At 67.8% G+C, this 22,354-nt stretch carries 21 protein-coding genes; 7 read left to right on the forward strand and 14 right to left on the reverse strand.

The window, feature by feature from the left end; all coding sequences use genetic code 11:
• Positions 1 to 362: 362 nt before the first annotated feature.
• Both LE197_RS13715 and LE197_RS13720 read right to left on the reverse strand, forming a co-directional pair.
• A complete protein-coding gene (locus LE197_RS13715; RefSeq protein ID WP_003097816.1) occupies positions 363 to 965 on the reverse strand; it encodes a glutathione S-transferase family protein in 603 nt (200 codons plus the stop codon).
• A 55-nt stretch (positions 966 to 1,020) separates the two neighbouring features.
• Complete coding sequence (locus LE197_RS13720) at positions 1,021 to 2,187, reverse strand: PLP-dependent aminotransferase family protein (protein WP_003097818.1); 1,167 nt, start codon at positions 2,185 to 2,187, stop codon at positions 1,021 to 1,023.
• A gap of 81 nt (positions 2,188 to 2,268) precedes the next feature.
• Here LE197_RS13720 and LE197_RS13725 point away from each other — a divergent pair, with 81 nt between their 5' ends.
• Complete coding sequence (locus LE197_RS13725; protein WP_003097819.1) at positions 2,269 to 2,745, forward strand: MarR family winged helix-turn-helix transcriptional regulator; 477 nt, start codon at positions 2,269 to 2,271, stop codon at positions 2,743 to 2,745.
• Positions 2,746 to 2,795: 50 nt separating this feature from the next.
• Here the strand turns inward: LE197_RS13725 and LE197_RS13730 are convergent, their stop codons facing one another.
• A complete protein-coding gene (locus tag LE197_RS13730) occupies positions 2,796 to 3,431 on the reverse strand; it encodes a hypothetical protein (RefSeq protein ID WP_003097821.1) in 636 nt (211 codons plus the stop codon).
• A 230-nt stretch (positions 3,432 to 3,661) separates the two neighbouring features.
• Here LE197_RS13730 and LE197_RS13735 point away from each other — a divergent pair, with 230 nt between their 5' ends.
• Positions 3,662 to 4,858, forward strand: a complete 1,197-nt coding sequence (locus LE197_RS13735; RefSeq protein ID WP_003087572.1) for a benzoate/H(+) symporter BenE family transporter — start codon at positions 3,662 to 3,664, stop codon at positions 4,856 to 4,858.
• Positions 4,859 to 4,864: 6 nt separating this feature from the next.
• Here LE197_RS13735 and LE197_RS13740 read toward each other — a convergent pair whose 3' ends face one another.
• Both LE197_RS13740 and LE197_RS13745 read right to left on the reverse strand, forming a co-directional pair.
• Positions 4,865 to 5,758, reverse strand: coding sequence for a bile acid:sodium symporter family protein (locus LE197_RS13740; RefSeq protein WP_003114604.1), 894 nt, complete (start codon positions 5,756 to 5,758; stop codon positions 4,865 to 4,867).
• Between the two features lie 158 nt (positions 5,759 to 5,916).
• Positions 5,917 to 6,678, reverse strand: a complete 762-nt coding sequence (locus LE197_RS13745) for an SDR family oxidoreductase (protein WP_003117742.1) — start codon at positions 6,676 to 6,678, stop codon at positions 5,917 to 5,919.
• Between the two features lie 250 nt (positions 6,679 to 6,928).
• Here LE197_RS13745 and LE197_RS13750 point away from each other — a divergent pair, with 250 nt between their 5' ends.
• Together LE197_RS13750 and LE197_RS13755 are read left to right on the forward strand one after the other, a co-directional pair.
• Positions 6,929 to 7,933, forward strand: a complete 1,005-nt coding sequence (locus LE197_RS13750) for an NADP-dependent oxidoreductase (protein ID WP_003117743.1) — start codon at positions 6,929 to 6,931, stop codon at positions 7,931 to 7,933.
• 142 nt (positions 7,934 to 8,075) lie between these two features.
• The gene (locus LE197_RS13755) at positions 8,076 to 9,797 is read left to right on the forward strand and encodes a SulP family inorganic anion transporter (protein ID WP_016253582.1); all 1,722 of its coding nucleotides are present in this window, start codon (positions 8,076 to 8,078) and stop codon (positions 9,795 to 9,797) included.
• On the opposite strand, the gene LE197_RS13760 is transcribed toward LE197_RS13755, so the two are convergent.
• Positions 9,778 to 11,736 carry a methyl-accepting chemotaxis protein gene (locus tag LE197_RS13760; RefSeq protein WP_003144814.1) on the reverse strand — a complete coding sequence of 653 codons (1,959 nt, stop codon included), beginning with the start codon at positions 11,734 to 11,736 and terminating at the stop codon, positions 9,778 to 9,780. The two genes, LE197_RS13755 and LE197_RS13760, sit on opposite strands and share 20 nt — an antisense overlap.
• Before the next feature lie 201 nt (positions 11,737 to 11,937).
• Here LE197_RS13760 and LE197_RS13765 point away from each other — a divergent pair, with 201 nt between their 5' ends.
• A complete protein-coding gene (locus tag LE197_RS13765) occupies positions 11,938 to 12,345 on the forward strand; it encodes a DUF5086 domain-containing protein (RefSeq protein WP_003117744.1) in 408 nt (135 codons plus the stop codon).
• Between the two features lie 6 nt (positions 12,346 to 12,351).
• Here LE197_RS13765 and LE197_RS13770 read toward each other — a convergent pair whose 3' ends face one another.
• A complete protein-coding gene (locus LE197_RS13770; protein ID WP_003097831.1) occupies positions 12,352 to 12,960 on the reverse strand; it encodes a flavin reductase family protein in 609 nt (202 codons plus the stop codon).
• 137 nt (positions 12,961 to 13,097) lie between these two features.
• On the opposite strand from LE197_RS13770, the gene LE197_RS13775 reads away from it, so the two are divergent.
• Complete coding sequence (locus LE197_RS13775; RefSeq protein ID WP_003114600.1) at positions 13,098 to 13,445, forward strand: GFA family protein; 348 nt, start codon at positions 13,098 to 13,100, stop codon at positions 13,443 to 13,445.
• On the opposite strand, the gene mnmH is transcribed toward LE197_RS13775, so the two are convergent.
• The 3 genes from mnmH to LE197_RS13790 all read right to left on the reverse strand — a co-directional run bounded on the left by mnmH (position 13,424) and on the right by LE197_RS13790 (position 15,929).
• Positions 13,424 to 14,533: a tRNA 2-selenouridine(34) synthase MnmH gene (gene mnmH, locus LE197_RS13780; RefSeq protein WP_003087548.1), complete on the reverse strand. Its 1,110-nt coding sequence runs from the start codon at positions 14,531 to 14,533 to the stop codon at positions 13,424 to 13,426. The two genes, LE197_RS13775 and mnmH, sit on opposite strands and share 22 nt — an antisense overlap.
• Positions 14,533 to 15,567 (reverse strand): selenide, water dikinase SelD, encoded by a 1,035-nt coding sequence (gene selD, locus LE197_RS13785; protein WP_003087546.1) that lies wholly within the window; start codon positions 15,565 to 15,567, stop codon positions 14,533 to 14,535. The genes mnmH and selD overlap by 1 nt, the downstream gene beginning before the upstream one ends.
• A gap of 83 nt (positions 15,568 to 15,650) precedes the next feature.
• Positions 15,651 to 15,929 (reverse strand): hypothetical protein, encoded by a 279-nt coding sequence (locus LE197_RS13790; RefSeq protein WP_003097836.1) that lies wholly within the window; start codon positions 15,927 to 15,929, stop codon positions 15,651 to 15,653.
• Positions 15,930 to 16,043: 114 nt separating this feature from the next.
• Between LE197_RS13790 and LE197_RS13795 the strand changes: the two genes are divergently transcribed.
• On the forward strand, positions 16,044 to 17,081 hold the full coding sequence (locus LE197_RS13795; RefSeq protein ID WP_003087542.1) for a patatin-like phospholipase family protein: 1,038 nt from the start codon (positions 16,044 to 16,046) through the stop codon (positions 17,079 to 17,081).
• A 3-nt stretch (positions 17,082 to 17,084) separates the two neighbouring features.
• Here the strand turns inward: LE197_RS13795 and LE197_RS13800 are convergent, their stop codons facing one another.
• From LE197_RS13800 to LE197_RS13815, 4 genes are all read right to left on the reverse strand, one after another.
• Positions 17,085 to 17,690 carry a DUF4893 domain-containing protein gene (locus LE197_RS13800; protein ID WP_012614309.1) on the reverse strand — a complete coding sequence of 202 codons (606 nt, stop codon included), beginning with the start codon at positions 17,688 to 17,690 and terminating at the stop codon, positions 17,085 to 17,087.
• Between the two features lie 110 nt (positions 17,691 to 17,800).
• Complete coding sequence (gene glsB / locus LE197_RS13805; protein WP_003087537.1) at positions 17,801 to 18,709, reverse strand: glutaminase B; 909 nt, start codon at positions 18,707 to 18,709, stop codon at positions 17,801 to 17,803.
• 120 nt (positions 18,710 to 18,829) lie between these two features.
• Complete coding sequence (locus LE197_RS13810) at positions 18,830 to 19,522, reverse strand: response regulator (protein WP_003114598.1); 693 nt, start codon at positions 19,520 to 19,522, stop codon at positions 18,830 to 18,832.
• 100 nt (positions 19,523 to 19,622) lie between these two features.
• Positions 19,623 to 22,280: a sensor histidine kinase gene (locus LE197_RS13815; protein ID WP_003114597.1), complete on the reverse strand. Its 2,658-nt coding sequence runs from the start codon at positions 22,278 to 22,280 to the stop codon at positions 19,623 to 19,625.
• Between the last annotated feature and the right edge of the window lie 74 nt (positions 22,281 to 22,354).

A 22,354-nucleotide genomic window follows, 5' to 3' on the forward strand; every position in this document is an offset into this window, starting at 1 on the left:
GCCTATCGCCAAGCCCTCGATGACCAACTTATGCGGTAGGCCGCGTACGGCGACGACAGAGAATTGCGCACCGCTTACCCGCTCGACAGTGCTGTGCGCCTACTGGCGAGAAAGCTGCCCGACAGTAGTCGGGTCGGCTAGCGCGGCCAGTCGGTCGATGCCCTCCTGGGCATCGACCTCAACGGCCAGTAACTGACCCGCCACCAGCGCAGCGCCGGGTACCAACAGCAGCGCCAGGAAAGCGAGCTACGAATAATCAGGAAAAACGCGCATCCAGCCCGATGCATAAAAATTTCGCTCTACCCGAAACTCCCGCTCATGACAGAAATCACTGCCTCGCCAACCGCTGATCGAAGCTCCCCTCAATCCAGCATCCCCACATACCCCGGCACCTCCCCCACTCGCTTGATCCACGCGCGGATCGCCGGGTAGGCCGTCAGGTCGAAGCCGCCTTCATGGGCGACATGGGTGTAGGCGTAGAGGGTGATATCGGCGATGGAGAACTGTTCGCCGACCAGGAATGGCGTGCGCGACAGCTGTTTCTCCATGACGTCGAGGGCCTTGTAGCCGCCGATCTTCTTCTCTTCGAACTCGGCGCGGCGGGCTTCCGGGAGGCCGAGGTAGAGCTTGATGAAGCGCGCCACGGCCACATAGGGCTCATGGCTGTATTGCTCGAAGAATTGCCATTGCAGCACCTGGGTGCGCAGGCGCGGTTCGCTGGGCAACAGGGCGCTGCCGTCGGCGAGGAAGTTGAGGATGGCGTTGGACTCCCACAGGCAACTGCCATCCTCCAGCTCCAGCACCGGTATCTTGCCGTTGGGGTTCTTCGCCAGGAACTCCGGGGTCTGGGTCTCGCCCTTGAGAATGTCCACCGGTACCCACTGGTAGTCGATGCCGAGCAGCGACATGGCCAGCTTGATCTTGTAGCAGTTGCCCGAACGGTAATCACCGTAGACCTTGTACATCGTGTCGCTCCTCGGATCGGATGGCCGGCGCCCCGGAAGGAGCGCCGATGAGGGTTCAGGCCGCTTCGGCGGCCTGGGCGTCGCGGACGACCTTGGCCAGGCGCCGCAGGCCTTCGTGCAGGCGCTCCGGGGCGACGTGGCTGAAGTTCAGCCGCAGACGCCCGAGGTTCTGCTCCGGCTCGGCGAAGAAAGGTTCGCCGGGCATGAATGCGACATCGGCGGCCAGCGCCGGCTGGAGCAGGGTGCGGGTATCCAGCGGCTGCCTGAGGGTCAGCCAGAAGAACAGCCCGCCCTCCGGGATATTCCATTCGGCCAGCTCACCGAAGTGCTCCAGCAGCGCCTCCTGCATGGCGTCGCGGCGGACCCGGTAGAACTCGCGCAGTTCGGCCAGGTGCTGGCGGTAGGCCTCGCTGCCGAACCATTGCAGCGCCTGCCACTGCCCTACCCGGTTGGTATGCAGGTCGGCCGACTGTTTCAGCCGCAGCAGGTGGGGGAACAGGTCCGGGGTGGCGATCAGGAAACCGACGCGCAGGCCCGGCAGCAGGGTCTTCGACACCGTGCCGGTATAGATCCAGCTGGACTTGCGCAGGCGGCTGACCAGCGGGGTTGCGCGGCCCTCGTCGAACACCAGTTCGCGATAGGGTTCGTCTTCGATCAGGGTCACGCCGAATTCGTCTAGCAGCGCCGCCACCGCGTCGCGGCGTTCCTCACTGTAGCGCACGCCGGACGGATTCTGGAAAGTCGGGATCAGGTAGGCGAAGGCCGGCTTGTGTCGCTCCAGGCGCTGCCGCAGGGCAACCAGGTCGGGGCCCTCGGCACCCAGCGGCACGGTCACGCAATCGGCGCCGAACAATTGGAAGGCCTGTAGCGCGGCGAGGTAGGTCGGCGCCTCGAGCAGCACCTCGGTGCCCGGATCGATGAACAGCTTGCTGGCCAGGTCGAGGGTCTGCTGCGAACCGCTGACGATCAGCACCTGGCTCGCCTCGCAGGGGACGCCGAGGGCACGCGCTTCGGCGGCGATGGCTTCGCGCAGGGCAGGCTCGCCTTCGCTCATGCCGTACTGGCCCATGGAGGCCGGCATCTGCTCCCACTGCACCTTCGGCAGCATCGGCTCGGCCGGCAGCCCGCCGGCGAACGACATCACCTCCGGACGCTGCGCCGCGGCAAGGATTTCGCGGATCAAGGAGCTTTTCAGGCGGGAGATGCGTTCAGAGAAGGCCATGGGATCACCGGTAGCGTAGGCGGGGAAAAATGAGTCAAACTGCTTGACCGAAACTACGATGCCGCACCCGGAAGCGTCAATATGCCTGACCTGAAAAACCACGCCGTCCAGCAGCAGGCCATGATGGAAGCCTTCTTCTTCGCGTACCAGGCCTTCACCACCAAGCCTGACGAGATGCTCGCCCGCCGCGGCCTGGGACGTGTGCACCACCGCGTGCTGTTCTTCATCGCCCGCTATCCGGGCCTCAGCGTGAAGGAACTGCTGGCCCTGCTCGGCGTGACCAAGCAGGCGCTGAACATCCCGCTGCGCCAGTTGCTGGAGATGAACCTGATCGGCAGCGCCACCGCCGACGACGACAAGCGCAAACGCCTCCTCGGCCTCACCGCCGAGGGCGTGCGGTTGGAAAAGGCGCTGCGTCGCGAGCAGTCGCGGCTGCTCCAACGCTGCTTCGAGGAAGCCGGCGGCGAAGCGGTCTCCGGCTGGCTGGCGGTCAATCGCACCCTGGCTCGGGCGCATGCAGGCAGCCGCGGCGAAGCGGCGACGGAGGCCGCCGACTGACGCCCCATGGGCCTGGCGCATGGACGCTCGACAAGCCGACCGGCTGCCCGCTAGCTCCGCTCCAACTCCCGCGCCGCGCGCCAGCAGGCCAGCGCCATGGCCACGGTGGCGGCCAGCAGCGGCAGTACCGCCAGCACCAGCAACAGCACCGAAGCCAGCATCGCGCCGCCGGCGATGTCCAGCCAGGCCATGATCCGCAGCGACGGATAGAGGTTTTCCTGCTTGAGCAGACGCAGGCCCAGCCAGAGGGTGGTAGCGCCGATCAGCGCAAGCAGCGCGAAGTACACCAGCGCCTGCCAGTTCCAGCCCTGCAGCGCATCGTCGGTAACCGCCAGCAGGCTCCAGCCCTCGCCCAGCAGGGTCAGGAGAATCGACAACCATACCGGCCAGGCCAGCGAGGGGCCGCGAAAGCGCGACTCGACCAGGTGCTTGAGCCGCAGCAGCAGGTAGGCGCCGAGCAGGCTGAGGAGCAGGCCCAGCCAGTCGGCGTAGACCCTGAACGCGGCGCCGTCGCCGAATGCCTCCAGCAGGCTGAGCACCATCAGCACCACGCCGCCGGCTATCGAGGCCAGGCAGAGCCAGGCGAGGATGCGCAGTTGCGCGGGCGTCCAGCGCCGGCGGAAAGCATCCGGTATGCCCTGCTCGACCAATTCGACACGCGGCGTGGCGTAGGGGTTTGCATCCATGGCGAAGCTCCTCGGCAAATGCCGGGAAGTTACCAGCTCCGCCAGCTTCCGGCAGCTGCGACTGTATGGCCAACTATGTCCGCGGCTGTACCGGGACAGCCCCTGGCCGGCTGTTTAGGCTGCGCAAAACAGAAAAAGATGATCGGCACTCCGCGCCTCGCGCAACCTGCCCCGTGGCTCCGCCCACCGCCGTGCCCGGTCGTCCCGCACACTCCATGGAAGTACCCGGCATGACCGAAACCACCCAGCCCCAGCCTCGTCTGCGTCCGTTCGCCGACTCCTCTCCCGCCGCCGTGGTGGCCGGCTTCGTCGCCATGCTCACCGGCTACACCAGCTCGCTGGTACTGATGTTCCAGGCCGGGCAGAACGCCGGTCTCAGCAGCGCGCAGATTTCCTCGTGGATCTGGGCCCTGTCGATCGGCATGGGCCTGGCGACCATCGGCCTGACCCTGCGCTACCGGGTGCCGATCGTGATCGCCTGGTCCACCCCCGGCGCGGCGCTGCTGATCAGCAGCCTGCCCGGAGTGCCGTACAGCGAGGCGATCGGCGCCTTCATCGTCTGCGCCCTCCTGATCACCCTGTGCGGCGTCACCGGCAGCTTCGAACGCCTGATGCGCCAGGTTCCCTCCTCGCTGGCCTCGGCGCTGCTGGCCGGGGTGCTGTTCCGCATCGGCATCGAGATCTGCAACGCCGCCGAGCAACAGACCCTGCTGGTGCTGGCGATGTTCTTCAGCTATCTGCTGTGCAAACGCTTCTCGCCGCGCTATGCGGTGTTCGCTGCGCTACTGGTGGGGGTGCTGCTGGCCGGGATACTGGGCCAACTGGACTTCAGCAGGTTCCGCCTGGAACTGGCGGTACCGGAGTGGACCACGCCGAGCTTCTCCCTGGCCGCCACCATCAGCATCGGCATCCCGCTGTTCATCGTCGCCATGGCTTCGCAGAACATGCCCGGCATCGCCGTGCTGCGCGCCGACGGCTACCAGGTGCCAGCCTCGCCGCTGATCTCGAGTACCGGCATCGCCTCGATCCTGCTGGCACCGTTCGGCTCCCACGGGATCAACCTGGCGGCGATCAGCGCGGCGATCTGCACCGGACCCTCGGCCCACGAGGACCCGCACAAGCGCTATACCGCGGCGCTCTGGTGCGGCTTCTTCAACTGCGTCGCAGGAACCTTCGGCGCCACCCTGGCAGCGTTGTTCGCGGCGTTCCCCAAGGCACTGGTACTGTCCATCGCCGCCATCGCACTGCTCGGCTCGATCATGAACGGCCTGGCCAACTCGATGGCCGACGAGCGCCAGCGCGAGGCCGCGCTGGTGACCTTCATGGTCACCGCCTCCGGCTTCACCCTGCTGTCCATCGGCTCGGCGTTCTGGGGCCTGGTGGCCGGCCTGCTGACTCAGTTCGTGCTCAACTGGCGGCGCGGCTGACCGACCTCAGTCCGGCGCCGTCACGGGCGCCGGCGTGGCCTGGTGGCCACGGCTGACCCACCAGCCGAAGGCCGCCGCGGTGAAGAACATCAGCACTCCGTAGATCGCCGGCGGAATCGCCATGGTGCTGTTGTTCAGCAGGCTCGGACTCAGCGCCAGGGCGATCGCCAGGGTGCCGTTGTGGATGCCGATCTCCATGCCGATGGCCACCGCCTGGGCCTTCGGCAGGCGCAGCAGGCGCGGCACCCAGTAGCCCACCGCCAGGCTCAGCAGGTTGAAGGCCAGCGCGGCCAGCCCGACCACCGGCGCGTAGGTGACGAAGGTCTGCCAGTCCTTGGCCAGCGCCAGCAGGATGATCACCAGCAACAGCAGCGCGGAAAGGATCTTCACCGGCTTCTGCAGGCGATCCGCCACGGCCGGCAGGCGGTTGCGCACCAGCATGCCGATGGCCACCGGGCCGAGGACGATGACGAAGACCTGCACGACCTTGCCGAACTGCAAGGGAATCGCCTGCCCGTCGCCCATGAAGTATTGCAGCGACAGATTGACGATCAGCGGCATGGTGAGGATGGCGATCACCGAGTTCACCGCGGTCAGGGTGATGTTCAGTGCCACGTCGCCATGCGCCAGGTGGCTGTAGAGGTTGGCGGTGGTGCCGCCGGGCGAGGCCGCCAGCAACATCATGCCGACCGCCAGGGCCGCCTCCAGGGCGAAGCCCTGGACGATCAGGAAACAGGCCAGGGGCAGCAGGACGATCTGGCACACCAGGCCGACCAGCACCGGCTTCGGGTAGCGCACCACGCGGAGGAAGTCGGCCGGGGTCAGGGACAGTCCGAGACCGAGCATGATGATGCCCAGTGCGATGGGGAGGAACAGGGTCAGGATGGGATCGGCGGTCATTATTGTTATTGCTCCGATGCGATGGAGACGGGCTCAGGCCCCGGATTCTCGACCCAGGTTAGTCCCCCGGCAGTGGCCTGGCGCGCCAAACCGCGTGCCGACCTGTAACAGAATGCGAATGCCCCGCGCCGGGGCATCCCGGTTGTATCGCCGCCCGCTCAGATCGCCGTCGCCCCGCCGTCCACCGGCAAGGCGATACCGGTGGTGAAGCCTGCGTTGTCGCTGCACAGATAGAGCACCGCGGCGGCGATTTCTTCGACCCGCCCGACCCGACCCAGCGGATGCATCGCGGCGGCGAACTCGGCCTTGCGCGGATCGGCCTCGTAGGCGCGGCGGAACATGTCAGTGTCGATCACCGCCGGACACACGGCGTTGACGCGGATGCCCTTCTTCGCGTACTCGATCGCCGCCGATTTGGTCAGGCCGATCACCGCGTGCTTGGAAGCAGCGTAGATGCTCATCTTCGGCGCCGCGCCGAGCCCGGCGACCGAGGCGGTGTTGACGATCGCGCCACCGCCCTGGGCCAGCATCAGCGGGATCTGGTGCTTCATGCACAACCAGACGCCCTTCACGTTGACAGCCATGATGGCGTCGAACTCGGCTTCGTTGCCGTCGGCCAGCTTGCCCTGCTCGATCTCGATACCGGCGTTGTTGAAGGCGTAGTCGAGACGGCCGTAGGCCGCCGCGCAACCCTCTACCAGCGCCTTGACCTCGGCGTCGCGGGTGACGTCGCAGCGAATGAAGACGGCTTCGCCACCTGCCTGGCGGATCGCTTCGACCGTGCCCTCGCCGCCGGCGCTGTCCAGGTCGGCGACCACCACCTTGACCCCGGCGGCGGCGAAGGCCAGCGCGGTAGCGCGGCCGATGCCCGCCGCACCGCCAGTGACCAGCGCGACCTGGCCGGAAAGAAGTTTGCTCATCTGCTGCTCCTCGGAAAATCGCCTTCCGCCAACCGCGACGGAACCGGGCCGCGCCAGTCTAGCCAGGGCCGGCGCAAGGCATAGCACTATCAGGGGACTGGAGGATGGGCCATCCAGCCCGCTGATAAGACTGATGGCGGCGAATCATCGGCATAGATGACCGGTCATTTCCGCACTCGCCTTCGCTTGCCGCCGGCGCCGGCGCCAGCTATCCCTAGGGGCCTGTTTCCCGACATTCGAGTGCCCTGCCATGACCTCCCAGATCAATCGGCAATACCAGTTGGCCCAGCGTCCCAGCGGGCTGCCCGGCCGCGACACCTTCAGTTTCGTCGAAACCCCGCTCGGCGAACCGGCCGAGGGCCAGATCCTGGTGAAGAACGAGTACCTGTCGCTGGACCCGGCGATGCGCGGCTGGATGAACGACGCCCGCTCCTACATCCCGCCGGTGGGGATCGGCGAGGTGATGCGTGCGCTCGGCGTCGGCAAGGTGCTGGTTTCGAAGCACCCCGGCTTCCAGGCCGGCGACTACGTCAACGGCGCCCTCGGCGTGCAGGACTATTTCATCGGCGAGCCCAAGGGTTTCTACAAGGTCGACCCGTCCCGCGCGCCGCTGCCACGCTATCTCTCGGCGCTGGGCATGACCGGCATGACCGCCTACTTCGCGTTGCTCGACGTCGGCCAGCCGAAGAACGGCGAGACCGTGGTGATCTCCGGCGCCGCCGGTGCGGTGGGCAGCGTTGCCGGGCAGATCGCCAGGCTCAGGGGCTGCCGGGTGGTGGGCATCGCCGGCGGCGCCGAGAAATGTCGCTTCCTGGTCGAAGAACTGGGCTTCGACGGCGCCATCGACTACAAGAACGAAGACCTCGCCGCCGGACTCAAGCGCGAATGCCCGAAGGGTATCGATGTGTTCTTCGACAACGTCGGCGGCGAAATCCTCGACACAGTGCTCACCCGCATCGCCTTCAAGGCACGCATCGTCCTCTGCGGGGCGATCAGCCAGTACAACAACAAGGAAGCGGTGCGCGGCCCGGCCAACTACCTGTCGCTGCTGGTCAATCGGGCGCGCATGGAAGGCATGGTGGTGATGGACTATGCCCAGCGCTTCCCAGAAGGCCTGAAGGAGATGGCCACCTGGCTGGCGGAAGGCAAGCTGCAATCGCGCGAGGACATCGTCGAAGGCCTGGAGACCTTCCCCGAAACGCTGCTCAAGCTGTTCAGCGGGGAAAACTTCGGCAAGTTGGTGTTGAAGGTCTGAGGTCCGCCGCCGGCGCGAAGAAGCGGCGGATAGCGCCTCGCCTCGAAGAGCGTGTGCACTGAAGAAATAATGATTCCCGGCAATCCTGCAGCCTGTCCTTCGGGCTAAGCTGCGGCATCCGCGCCTGCAAGGAATCAGCCGCATGCCACTCGCCCGCTGGGTACCCGGACTCGATAGCCTGCTCCACTACCGCCGCGCCTGGTTCCGTCCGGATGTCCAGGCCGGGCTGTCGGTAGCGGCGATCCAGATCCCCACCGCCATCGCCTACGCCCAGATCGCCGGCTTCCCGCCCCAGGCAGGCCTCTATGCGTGCATCCTGCCGATGCTGATCTACGCCCTGATCGGCAGCTCGCGGCAGTTGATGGTAGGCCCCGACGCGGCGACCGCGGCGATGGTCGCCGCCGCCATCACCCCGCTGGCGGCGGGCGATCCGCAGCGCCTGGTGGACCTGTCGATGATCGTCGCGATCATGGTCGGGCTGTTCTCCATCGTCGCCGGCCTGGCCCGCGCCGGGTTCATCGCCAGCTTCCTCTCGCGACCGATCCTGGTCGGCTACCTCAACGGCATCGGCCTTAGCCTGCTGGTCGGGCAACTGGGCAAGCTGTTCGGCTACGAGGCGGCGACCAGCGGCTTCGTCGCCGGCATCCTCGCGCTGCTGGAGAACCTGCTGCACATCCATTGGCCGACGCTGATCCTCGGCAGCCTCTCGCTCTTGCTGATGGTGCTGCTGCCGCGGCGCTTCCCGCAGTTGCCCGGGGCGCTCTGCGGCGTCCTCCTGGCCAGCCTCGCCGCGGCGCTGCTGGGCCTGGATCGCTACGGCGTGGAACTGCTTGGCGAGGTACCGGCCGGGCTGCCGCAACTGAGCTGGCCGCAGACCAGCCTGGAGGAACTGAAAAGCCTGCTGCGCGACGCCACCGGCATCACGGTGGTCAGCTTCTGCAGCGCCATGCTCACCGCGCGCAGCTTCGCCGCCCGTCACGGCTACAGCATCAACGCCAACCACGAATTCGTCGCCCTCGGCCTGGCCAACATCGGCGCCGGGGTCTCCCAGGGCTTCGCCATCAGCGGCGCCGACTCACGCACCGCGGTGAACGACATGGTCGGCGGCAAGACCCAACTGGTCGGCGTGGTCGCCGCGCTGGTGATCGCCGCCACCCTGTTGCTGCTGAACAAGCCCCTGGGCTGGGTGCCGATGCCGGCGCTCGGTGCGGTCCTGTTGCTGGCCGGCTGGGGCCTGATCGACGTGCAGGCGCTGAAGGGCTTCTGGAAGCTCAGCCGCTTCGAGTTCAGCCTCTGCCTGCTGACCACCGTCGGCGTGCTCAGCGTCGGCGTGCTGCCGGGAATCTTCGTCGCCGTCAGCATCGCCGTACTGCGCCTGCTCTACTACACCTATCGCCCGAGCGACGCGGTGCTCGGCTGGATGCACGGCATCGACGGCCAGGTCGAGCTGGCCAAGTACCCGCAGGCCACCACTCTTCCCGGCCTGGTGATCTACCGCTTCGACGCCCCCCTGCTGTTCTTCAACGCCGACTACTTCAAGCAGCGGGTGCTTGCCGTGGTGGACGGCAGCGAGCGGCCGAATGCGGTGCTGCTCAACGCCGAAGCCATGACCAACCTCGACATCAGCGGCCTGGCCACCCTCCACGAGGTGCAACAGATCCTCAAGGCCCAGGGCGTGCACCTGTCGCTGGCGCGGGTGACCGGGCAGACGCTGGACCTGCTGCAACGCTCGAGCATGCTCGGCGAGATCAAGCCGCCGCTGGTGTTCAGCTCGGTGCGCTCCGGGGTCAGTGCCTATCGCTACTGGCTGCGCCAGCAGGAAAGACTCGCCGCCCAGGCCGCGGCTACAAGCGGAAATGCCTGACCATGCCCTGTAGTTCGCGGCCCAGCTCCGCCAGTTGTTCGCTGGACGAAGCCGTCGACTGCATGGCTTGGGCCGACTGATCGGCCACCTCGCGGATCGCCGTGACACTGCGGTTGATCTCCTCGGCGACCGCGCTCTGCTGCTCGGAGGCCGCGGCGATCTGCTGGTTCATCTGCTGGATCAGCGCCACCGCCGTGGCGATGTTGCCCAGCGCCGCCTCGGTCTGCAACGCGTCGTCGACGCTCTGGTCCACCAACTGGTGGCTGCGCTGCATACGCTGCACCGCCTGCTGCGTGCCATTCTGCAAGGCACCGATCAGGGTCTCGATCTCGGCCGTGGACTGTTGGGTGCGCCGCGCCAGCGCCCGCACCTCGTCGGCGACCACGGCGAAGCCTCGACCCTGGTCGCCGGCCCGCGCCGCCTCGATGGCGGCGTTCAGCGCCAGCAGGTTGGTCTGCTCGGCCACGCTCTTGATCACGTCCAGCACGCTGCCGATGCGCTGGCTGTCGGCGCTCAGCGCCTCGACGCTGGCGGTGGCCGCGCGCACCGCCTCGGCCAGTCGCTCGATCCGCTCCAGGGTCTGGCGTACCACCTCCTGGCCGACGCTGACCTTGCCGTCGGCGCTTTCCGCCGCCCCCGCGGCTTCCTCGGCGTTGTGCGCCACTTCATGGACGGTGGCGGCCATCTGGTTCATCGCCGTGGCCACCTGTTCGGTTTCCGCCCGCTGGCTGTCGATTCCCAGGCGGGTGCGCGTGGTAACGCCGGACAGCGCCTCGGAAGCGCCGGCAATCCGCCCGACGCCGTCCTGCAACTGGCTGACGATACCGCGCAGGCTGCCGGTCATGGCGCGCATCGCGGCCATCAGTTGGCCAACCTCGTCGCGCCGCTCGCTGTCGACCCGTACCGCAAGGTCGCCTTCGGCGATCCGCTGCGCCACACCCATCGCCTGGCGCAGCGGACGGACGATCAGCAGGCTGATGCCGAAGGCCGCGCCCAGGCCCACCAGCAGCGCCAGCACGGCGGCGCCGACGATCAGCAGGGAGTTTGTCCGCAGGCTGTGGAGCATGGCCTGCTGCTGCGCCTCCCAGCTACGGTCGACACGCGCCATCACCTGCCCGGCGCGCTCGCCCATGGCGGCGTACATCTGCCGCTCCTGGAGCTGACTGGCGCGGTACTCGGCGAGCTTGTCGGCGAAACCGCGGATATTGGTCAGCACGTCCTTGACCACCGACACGTAGGCATCGTCGGTGATCGCCTGCTCCAGCCGGGCTGCCAGCTCCAGCGCCTCGCGCAGCGATTTCGGCGGCCCCTCCTGCGCATCCGCGGCGCGCGCTTCGAGACGCGAGCGGGCCTCGTCCAGCCCCTGAAGGACCAGGCGATTGACCTGGGCGACCTGGGCCGCCTGCTGCAACAGCGGCTCGCCGTCGTGCCCCTGGCTCTCCTTCAGCGCATAGGCGCCATCCTCGGCCAGGCTGGACTGGAGGATATCGAGGCTGTTGGCGGCGCCGTTCAGCGACCAACTGGCGCTTTCCCAAGCCAATTGGCGTCCCTGGATGGACTGCTCGAAGCGGCCGAACGCTTCTAGGTATGCCGCCAGCACCTGCTCCACCTCGGCCATGCCAAGCGCCTGATCGGCGTCGCCGTCGGCCTTGAGCCGGCCCACCCGTTCAAGGGTCGCGGCCAGGCGCTGGCGCAAGCGCTCGGCGTCGCTCTTTTCCCCGTGCAGGGCAAATTCCTTCTCGGCCTGGCGAACCTCCAGCACGTCGCGATTGATCGCGCTCATCTCCTGCAGGCGCGCGAAGCGCTGCCCCAGCGCATGCAGCGAGAGCACCGCGAGCGCGGCCACCAGCGCGGTCAATAGCAGGACCAGGGTAAAACCGATGGCCAGTTTCTTCGCCGTGCCGAGATCGGCCAGACGCCTGCGCAGCAACCCCAGCATGACTCCCCTCCCCCGTGACGCGCCGTCTGCGTGCGCATTTCCCGCTGTGTCGCGCGTTTTTCGCCGAACCTGAGCGGCCGGGCAAGGTAGTGGCACGATAATGGCCAGGAGAGATATGCGCAGGTCGTTTCCAGGATATCCGGGCTGACGTCGGTCGAGCGCGGAGCCATACTGGGCGCCCCATGGAAAAAGGAGCTTGCCATGCGTCCCGTATTGCCGCTGTTGCTGTCGCTGAGTCTGTGCGCCCCCACCCTGGCCGACTGGAGCGGCCCGATCGAGCAGCCGCTCTGGTCGTTGCCGGCGGCGCCGGGCCTGTCGCGCTGGCTGATCGTGCACAACCTGTCGAGCGCGGCGGCCGACGGCCTGTACCACGTCGAGGTCCTGGAGCGCCGCCAGGGCCAGCAGCCCTGGCAGTTCCAGCGCCTGGCCGCGCACCTGGCGCTGACCGAACAGGCGCTGCGCGCGAGTATCGTGGCGCCGCTGAAGCGCGGCGGGGTATATCCGGAAAGCTACCAGTTCGCCTATCGCCAGTGGCAGGAACGCCAGGCCGCGGGCCAGGCGCCGGTGTGCCGGCGCACGGTCGACGAGTGCCTGCGGGCGCCGGACTGAGCCCGGCTACCTGGGCCGGATCATGCTGAACGTGTCGCGGGTATGGCTGTAGTGGCTGCCGCCCAGGCGACCGACCAGGTCGAGCCGGGCGCTATCCACATGGCGCTCGTCGGCCAGCACGGCATCATCGACATGGGCCAGCAGCACGCGGGCGAAGATCAGGTGGCAATTGGGGTTCTCCGCCGGATACGGCTTGATCTCCGCCACCTCGCACTCGAAGGCCACCGCCGCCGCGGCGATCCGCGGCGGCGCCACGCGTACGCTGGACACGGTAGGGATGCCGACCGTCTCGATCTCGCTCACACCATGGGGCAGCCAGGCGGAGGTGGCGTTCATGGTCTCGGCCTGGGCGGCGCCGACCAGGTGGATCACCAACTGCCCGGTGGCCTGGACGTTGCGCAGGGTGTCCTTGAGGCTGCCGTCGTCGCGCAGGCTGACGTTAACCATCAGGGTCGGCGGCTCGTCGCTGATCACCTGGAAGAAGCTGAACGGGGCCAGGTTGCTGGCGCCCTCGGCGGACAGGGTCGAGACCCAGGCAATCGGTCGCGGGGTGACGGTGGAAGCCAACCAGCGATAGGCCTCGGCGGGAGCGATGGTGGTGAAGTCCAGTTGCATGGCGGTCTCGCGGAAATCGACGGAGGGGACGCCGATTATGCCGCAGCCCCGCAGCTCTCGCGACCGTCTGCGCCGCAGCCCTGCGCCACCTGGAGGCAACGGCTAGACTTGCCCTACCCTCACCCAGGAGCCCTGCCATGAACTATCGAGGAAGCTGCCACTGCGGAACCATCGCCTACGAAGTCGAAGGCGACCTCGACCAGGTGATCCAGTGCAACTGTTCACTGTGCAGCCGGCGCGGCTGGCTGCTGTGGTTCGTCCCGCGCGACCGTCTGGCGCTGAAGACGCCGGCCAGCGCGATGCACACCTACACCTTCAACACCCACCGCCTGCAGCATCACTTCTGCCCCACCTGCGGCTGCGCGCCGTTCAGCGAAGGCATAGGTCCGGACGGCCAGGCGATGGCCGCGGTCAACGCGCGCTGCCTGGAGGACATCGACGCCAACGCGCTCCCGGTACAGCACTACGATGGCCGCAACGCCTGACGCTGGCGCAGGTAGCCGATCACCTCGGCCTGGTTGCCGCGGAACTCGACGCGGTCTTCCTTGCTCTGCCGCTGGAAGGCGTACATCGGGTCGTAGTACTCCTTGAGCAGCCCCTCGATCCAGCCGCGATGGGTATCCACCGAGCCGTCGCGGCCCTGCTCTTCCAGCGCCTGCACGAGGATCGCCGCCAGCCGCTGGTAGCGCTCGCCGCCGAGGCGCTTGACGATGCCGGCGAGGCTCTTCTGCAGGTAGGCGGAGAAGGCGGCGAAGCCCTCCTCCACGCCCACCACGCGCTCGAACTCGCTGCGCAGATCGATCACGTAGTCCCTGAGGATACGCTCGACACGCTGCTCGAAGGCATCCTCCAGCCAGACCAGCGGGTAGCCCTGCATACCCTGGTACAGCTCCAGCGGCAAGGAGCAGCTGCCGACGATCCGCCCCTCGTCCTCGAGGACGAACTGGCCGACGCCACGATGACGCTTCTTCAGGATGTCGATGGCCAGGCGGTTCTCGAAGTCTATCTGCGCCGGCTGCGGCGTGGCTCGCCGGCCAAAGCTGGAGCCGCGATGGTTGGCGTGGCCTTCGAGATCGAGGCTGTTGTCCAGCGCCGCGATCACCTCGGTCTTGCCGCAACCAGTAAGGCCGCCGACCAGCACGAAATCGCACTCGTCGACCGCCGCGCGGGTGGTTTCGAAAAGGAAGTTGCGCAACGCCTTGTAGCCGCCGATCACCCGTGGGTAGTCGATGCCGGCGTCCTGCTTCAGCCACTGCTGGACGATCTGCGAGCGCAGGCCGCCGCGGAAGCAATACAGGTAGCCGTTCGGGTTGGCTTCGGCGAAGGCTTTCCAGGCCGCCAGCCGTTCGGCCTTGAGCGCCCCGCAGACCAGTTCGTGGCCAAGGGCGATGGCGGCCTGCTGGCCGTGCTGCTTGTAGCTGGTGCCGACCTTCTGCCGCTCGATGTCGTTCATCAGCGGCCGGTTGACAGTGTTGGGAAAGGCGCCCTTGTGGTACTCCACCGGGGCGCGCACATCCATCAGGGGGATATCGTCGAGAAACAGTTCGCGGTAGTGCTGGGTGTTGTCGCGCATTACAGCACCTGTACCGCGAGACTCTGTCGCTCGACCAGCTCGCCGATCGGCGCCAGTTGCAGGCCGAGTTCCGCCGCCACGGCGAGGAACTCCGCCTCGCCTTCCGGAGCCACCGCCACCAGCAGGCCGCCGCTGGTCTGCGGATCGCAAAGCAACAGCTTCTGCACTTCCGGCAGTGGCGCGATGCGCTCGCCATAGCTGTCGAAGTTGCGCAGTGTGCCGCCAGGCACGCAGCCCTGCTCCAGGTAATATTCGGCACTGGCCAGGCGCGGTACCGCGGCGTACTCCACGCGTGCGGTGAGCTTGCTGCCGTCGGCCATTTCCACCAGGTGGCCGAGCAGGCCGAAACCGGTGACGTCGGTCATCGCCTTGACCCCCGCCAACCGGCCGAAGCGCGCGCCGGGCCTGTTCAGGGTGCACATCCAGTCACGCGCCACGCCGACGTCCTCGGCGCGCAGCCTGGCCTTCTTCTCGGCAGTGGTGAGGATGCCGATGCCCAGCGGCTTGGTCAGGTACAGCCTGCAGCCGGCCTCGGCGGTGTCGTTGCGTTTCATGAAGCGCTTCTCCACCACGCCGGTCACGGCCAGGCCGAAGATCGGCTCGGGGGCGTCGATGGAGTGTCCGCCGGCCAGCGGGATGCCGGCTTCCTCGCAGACCTTGCGGCCGCCGGCGATCACCTCGCGGGCGACTTCCGCGGCCAGCACGTTGACCGGCCAGCCGAGGATGGCGATGGCCATCAGCGGGTCGCCGCCCATGGCGTAGATATCGCTGATGGCGTTGGTCGCGGCGATACGGCCGAAATCGAAGGGGTCGTCGACGATCGGCATGAAGAAATCGGTGGTGGAGACCACCCCGCGCTCCTCGTCGAGGGCGTAGACAGCCGCGTCGTCGCGCGAGGCGTTGCCGACCCAGAGCTTCGGATCGAGGTTCTGCGCGCCGCTGCCGGCGAGGATCACCTCCAGTACCTTGGGCGAAATCTTGCAGCCGCAGCCGGCGCCGTGGCTGTACTGGGTCAGGCGGATCGCCTCGCTCATCGGTGTACTCCCGTGGATGTCGGAAAAGTGCCCATTCTAGCAAAGCCGGCGCCGCCGCCAGAGGACCGATCGCCGCGCCCGGCTCAGCGCCCGGCGCGCGACTCGCGGATATAGAAGCGCGCCTTCTCGGCCTTGCTGGTGCAGCCCTCGTAGGCCTCGAACTGCTGCTGGGTCTTGGCCCCGGTGAGCAGGGTCAGGGCCTTCGAGTAGCTGACGGTGCCGGCGAAGCCTTCGGCCTTGGCCAGGTCGAGTTCCTTCCAGGCCGCGTCCAACTGGTCGGCGCAGTTCTCCCGGTAGGCGGTCTTGCCGGCGCAGCCGGCCAGGGTCAGGGCAAGGACGGGCAGAACGATCCAGGTTTTCATCGAACGATCTCCGGACAGGGAAAGGGCCGCGCATCGCCGCGACGCACTTGGCGGCGGCCGGGCGACACGCGTATCGTTTTCGCTTCGTCACGCAGTATTGGCAAGGGGTTGCAGATGAGCAAACAGGTCGCCCTGGTATTGGGCTCCGGCGGTGCGCGCGGCTACGCGCACATCGGCGTGATCGAGGAACTCGAGGCACGCGGCTATGAGATCACCTGCATCGCCGGTTGTTCCATGGGCTCGGTGATCGGCGGCATCTACGCCGCCGGCAAGCTGCGCGAGTACCGCGAGTGGGTGGAAAGCCTGGATTACCTCGACGTGCTGCGCCTGCTCGACGTCAGCTTCCGCCTCGGCGCGATCCGCGGCGAGCGGGTGTTCGGCAAGATCCACGAGATCCTCGGCGAGGTAAACATCGAGGACCTGTCGATTCCCTACACGGCGGTTGCCACCGACCTCACCAACCAGCAGGAAATCTGGTTCCAGGAAGGCTGCCTGCACCAGGCCATGCGCGCCTCGGCGGCAATCCCCAGCCTGTTCACACCGGTCATGCAGGGCAGCCGCATGCTGGTCGACGGCGGCCTGCTCAACCCGTTGCCGATCGTGCCGGTGGTGTCGGCCCACAGCGACCTGATCATCGCGGTCAATCTCAACGCCACCAACCAGAAGCAGTACCACCTGCCGGTGATCGAGCGTCCGGCCGCGCTCAAGGGGCGCTTCGACAGCATGATCGAGAGCCTCGGTCACAAACTCTCGTTCTTCCGCCGCCACGGCGACGACAATACCCCGCCGGAGCTGAGCGCCGACGCCCTGCTCCATCCGGTTCCGGCGGAATCCGAGGAGCCCGCCGAGCCGCAACTGCAACAGCCGGCCGCGGCGCCGCAAGGCAAGGACTCGCCGAAGTCGGCCAGCGGCACCACGGTGGTGGAAAGCAGCGGTCCGGCATCGCTGCTGGAACTGGTCAACCAGAGCTTCGAGGTGATGCAGACCTCGCTGGCGCAGTACAAGATCGCCGGCTACCCGCCGGACATCCTGATCAACGTGCCGAAGCGGGTCTGCCGCTTCTTCGAGTTCTACAAGGCGCCGGAATTGATCGCCCTCGGCCGGCAGATCGCCAGCGACACCCTGGACCGCTACGAGGAAGACAACGCCTGAGCCTCAGCGGCTGAACTCGAGGACCTCGTAGCCGCCGCGCCGTTCCGGGAACAGCAGGAGGAAGCCACCGGCGTGCGGGCGCAGCAGCGCGACCACGTCGGACTCAGCCGGCGCGCCGTGGGCCAGGCCACTGAAGGCCACCTGGGGCTCGTCGTTGACCGTGGCGCCGCCGAGGAACACGTAGCGCTGCGTGCCTTCGCGGAACAGGTAGCCGCTGACCCGCTGCGAACCGCTGGTCTTCTCCAGGAACAGGCCGCGGTCGGTACGCCGGATGCGGCACTGGAAGTTCGGATAGCGATAGATGCCGTACTGGTCGGCCTGGGTCGAGCGGCACTTCCAGTCGCCCAGCAGGCCTTTCTCGTCGACGGCGACGACGGGCTGCGCCAGGCTGAGTTCCAGTTGCTCCAGTTCCGGCAGGAATTCCTCGAAGGCACTGTCGTAGTAGCGCTTGTTGATGGCCTCGGCGTCCTGCTCGACGGCCAGCACGCTGCGCTGCTGCTGTTCGCTGGTGTAGCCACGCCAGTCCGGTTCGGCGGCGCCGACATGCGCGCAGGCGGCGAGAACGGTGAGGCAGGCGAAGACACGGGAAACGGGGATCGGACGGGACATGGCGACCTTCCTGGCGAGTGGACCGGCGCATCCGGCGCCGGCAAGCGGTAGCCGCAGAACATAGCGCAGCGGCGCCGGGAATTCGAGCGCCGCCACGACGGGCGGCGGTTTCAGAAGATCGACCAGCCGATCCGCTCGCTGAGTTTCTCCAGCGCGGCGATACCCGCCAGCGAATTGCCCGCGGCGTTCAGTTCCGGCGACCAGACACAGACCGTGAAGCGCCCCGGCACTACCGCGATGATGCCGCCGCCGACACCGCTCTTGCCCGGCAGGCCGACCCGATAGGCAAAGTTGCCGGCCTCGTCGTAGAGCCCGCTGGTGGCCATGATCGCGTTGACCTGCTTGGTCTGCCGCTCGTTGAGTACCTGCTCGCCGCTGTGCTTGCAGAAGCCCTTGTCGGCGAGGAAGCAGAACGCCCGCGCCAGGTCGACGCAGCTCATGCGCAGCGCGCAATGATGGAAATAGCTGAGCAGCACCGCCTCGACGTCGTTGTGGAAGTTACCGAACGATTTCATCAGGTAGGCCGCCGCCGCGTTGCGCGAGCGGTGCTGGTACTCCGAGCGCGCCACCACCGAGTCCGACACCACTTCCGGGTTGCCGCACAGGCGCCGGACGAAATCGCGCATCGATTGCGCCGGCGCGGCGAAACGCGACTGGTTGATGTCGCAGATCACCAGGGCGCCGGCATTGATGAACGGGTTGCGCGGCTTACCGCGCTCGAACTCCAGCTGCACCAGGGAGTTGAAAGGCTGGCCGGAGGGCTCGTGGCCGAGGCGTTGCCAGATGTCCTCGCCGGAATGCTGGATCGCCTGGACCAGGCTGAACACCTTGGAAATGCTCTGGATGGAAAACGGCCGCAGGGCGTCGCCGGCATGGAACAGCTCGCCGTCGCGGCTGTACACGGCGATCCCCAGTTGGTTCGGCTCGACGCCGGCGAGCGCGGGAATGTAGTCGGCGACCTTGCCGCGCCCGATCAGCGGGCGGACTTCATCGAGAATCTCGTTCAACAGTTGCTGCATGATGACCTTCGTCGTGACACCGGGGCGCCGACCCGGCGCATCCGGGCCAGCGCGAATGCGCGGCATCATAGGCGATGAACGCGCGGGAGGCATGCCCCTCGCGCAGAATTGCGCTGCGCGTCAGCTGTCGCGCAGGCGATAACCGACACCCGCCTCGGTCACCAGGAAGCGCGGGCTGGCCGGATCGTCGCCGAGCTTCTGGCGCAGGTGGCCGACCACGACCCGCAGGTAATGGGTGTCTTCGACATGGGTCGGACCCCAGATATCCTTGAGCAGTTGCTGCTGGGTCACTACCCGTCCGAGATGGCGTGCCAGCGCGGCGAGCACTGCATACTCCTTGCGCGTCAGCGCCACTTCCGCACCCTCCAGGGTGACTCGGCGATAGGCGAAGTCCACCTGCAACGGGCCGACCGCTACCGACGCCTCCGGGCTTTCGCCCTGCGCCGCCTGGCGCAGCAGGACGCGCACGCGGGCGAGGAACTCCTGGATGCCGAACGGCTTGGTCACGTAGTCGTTGGCGCCGCCGTCCAGGGCCAGTACCTTCTCGCCCTCGCTGGCGCGCACCGACAGCACCAGCACCGGCACCTGCGACCATTCGCGCAGGTCGCGAAGGATGTCCTGGCCGTCGCGGTCCGGCAGGCCGAGGTCGAGCACCACCAGGTCCGGTCGGTTCAGCGCGGCCTGGGCCAGCCCCTCTTCGCCGGTGCCGGCCTCGAGCACCCGGTAGCCCTGGGCATTGAGACTGATACGGAGGAACTTGCGGATCTGCGGTTCGTCGTCGATCAGCAGGATGCTGTTCTGCAATTGGGTCATGGCACTCGGCACGGCAGGTGAACACGGCGACAGGCCAGCGGCGGCGTCGCGGAAACGGCAGGAATAGCGCGAGCGCAGGCGCCAGGCAAGTGCGCCGGGCTCATTCGTCGCCCTCCAGTTGCCCGAGGTCCGGCTGCGGATGCAGCGGCAGGTGCAGGACCAGCGTGGTGCCGCGACCGTCGAGGCCTTCGCCGACGCTGATGCGCCCGCCGTGGGCGCCGATCATGCCCTGGCAGATCGCCAGGCCCAGGCCGGTGCCCTGGCCACCGCGGTCGCCACGGGCAGCGGTGTAGAACATGTCGAAGATCTTCTCCCGCTCGGCCTCGGGAATCCCCGGCCCCTCGTCGCTCACCGCGAAACGCAGCTCGGCGGCATCCTGGCTGACCTCGATGCGCAACCGGCCGTGGTTCGGCGAGAAGCGCGCGGCATTTTCCAGCACGTTGATCAGCGCCTGCTCGATCAGCGCCGCATGCACGTAGAGCAACGGCAGGTCGTTGGCCACGATCGCCTGCACCCGGTACGGCGCCAGCACCGCGCGCAGGCGGTTCAGCGCGCTGCCGACGATGTCGCCCGGCGCCACCCAGTCGCGCGCCAGCTTCAGGCCACCGTGGCCGAGACGGGTCATGTCGAGCAGGTTCTGGATATAGCGGTCCAGTCGCTCGGCCTCGTCGCGGGTGCTTTCCAGCAGTTCGCGACGATCCGCCGGCGGGATCGCCTCACCCAGCGCCAGCAGGCTGTCGATGGAGCCGCGCATGGCCGTCAGCGGCGTGCGCAGGTCGTGGGAGACCGAGGCGAGCAAGGCGCTGCGCAGTTGCTCGGTCTCGCCGTGCAGGCGCGCGGCCTCCAGGTCCTCGGCCAGGCGAGCCCGCGCCAGGGCCTGGGCCAGAGGCTGGCCGAGGGCGGCGAGCAGGCGCCGGCGCTGCGGGCTCAGCGGCTGGCCGTCCAGCGGCGCGACACCGAGCAGTGCCAGCGGTCCCTCTTCCGCCGACAGCGGCCACCACCACCAGCGTCCTCCGGGCAGCGTGCCAGTACCGAGGCCGGCCGGCTGGTCGTGGGCCCAGGCCCAGTCCGCGGCGACCCGTTCCTGGTCGGCGAGTTGCCGCTGCACGCCGGCCTCGGTCTTCCACTCGCCATTGACCTGACCGAGCAGGCAGACCTCGACGTCCTTCCAGTCGTCGAACTGCTGGGCGGCGGCGGCCAGCACCGCCTGGCGGTCGGTGGCGGCGGTGAGCTTGCGCGACAGCTCCAGCAGCAGGCTGGTTTCCTCCTGGGTATCGCGCAGCGCCTCCAGCTGGCGCCGCTGGCGTGCCGCCAGGTTGCCGGTGAGGCCGGCCATGAACAGGAAGAACGCCAGGCTCAGCAGGTCTTCGTGGCGATGGATGGCGAAGGAAAAATGCGGCGGGATGAACAGGAAGTCATAGGCCAGGAACGACGCCACCGCGCACAGCAGTGCCGGCATCAGGCTGCTGCGCACTGCCACCAGCAGCACCGCCATCAGGAACACCAGGGAGATGTTCGGCAGCTCCAGCAGGTGCGCCACGATCCAGGCCAGGCCGCTGGCCAGGGCGGTCGCCAGCAGCGCCAGCAGATAGTCGTTCCACACCACCGGATAGCGTGGCCGCGGTTCCGCCGGGCGCAGGTCGGCCTCGCTGTCCAGGGCACTGATCTCCAGGCCCTGGCCGTCGCGCAGCAGACGCCCGGCGAGACCACCGCCGAAGGCCCGGCGGTACCAGCGGCGCCGCGACTGGCCAACCAGGACCAGGCTGGCGCGGCGCTCGCGGGCATGTTGCAGGAGGGTCCGCGCCACCTCGCCGGCGCGCAGCACGACGATCTCGCCGCCGAGCCGCTCGGCCAGTTGCTGCGCACCCTGCAGGCGCATCCGCGCCTGCTCGCCGCGCAAGCCGCCGGTATCGACGTGTACCACGCTCCAGGGCAGGTGCCGACGTTCGGCGACCCGGCAGGCGTGGCGCACCAGGCGTTCGGCCTGTTCGTCACCGTCGATGCCCACCAGCAGCCGCCCGCGCAACGCCGGCGCTTCCTCGCCGCGCTGGCGGTAGCGGTGGTTGAGGTCGGCGTCGACCCGCGCGGCGGCGGTCTGCATCGCCAGTTCACGCAGCGCGGTGAGGTTGGTCTGCGAGAAGAACGCATCGATCGCCGCCCGCGCCTGTTCCGGCACGTAGACCTTGCCCTCGCGCAGGCGCTCCAGCAGCTCGCGCGGCGGCAGGTCGATGAGGACGATCTCGTAGGCCTCCTGCAACACCCAGTCCGGCACCGTCTCGCGGACCTGCACGCCGGTGATGTCGCGGACCTGGTCGTTGAGGCTCTCCAGGTGCTGGACGTTGACCGTTGTGTAGACGTCGATTCCCGCCGCCAGCAACTCCTGGATGTCCTGCCAGCGCTTGGCGTGGCGGCTGCCGGGAACGTTGCTGTGGGCCAGTTCGTCGACCAGGGCCAGCGCCGGCGGGTCGGCGAGGAGACCGTCGAGGTCCATTTCCTGCAGTTTCATCCCTCGATACTCGAGGCTGCGCAGCGGCTGCTGCGGCACGCCTGCGAGGAGGGACTCGGTTTCCGCCCGCGAGTGGGTCTCGACCACCCCGGCGCGCAGTTTCACGCCCTGGCGCAACTGGGCCTGGGCGGCCTGCAGCATGGCGAAGGTCTTGCCCACCCCCGGCGCCGCGCCGAGAAAGACTTTCAGGCGGCCGCGCCCGTCAGCGGGCAGGTCGGCCAGCAGCGCGTCGGCGCGTGCGGTGTCGGTCATGGATCGGTCGTACTCCGTTGCTCTGCGCCGCGCAGGGCGGACGATCGCCGGCGATCATCCGCCGATGCGGCGAT

It is taken from the genome of Pseudomonas sp. PS1(2021), assembly GCF_020405165.1.
Classification (GTDB): domain Bacteria; phylum Pseudomonadota; class Gammaproteobacteria; order Pseudomonadales; family Pseudomonadaceae; genus Pseudomonas; species Pseudomonas aeruginosa.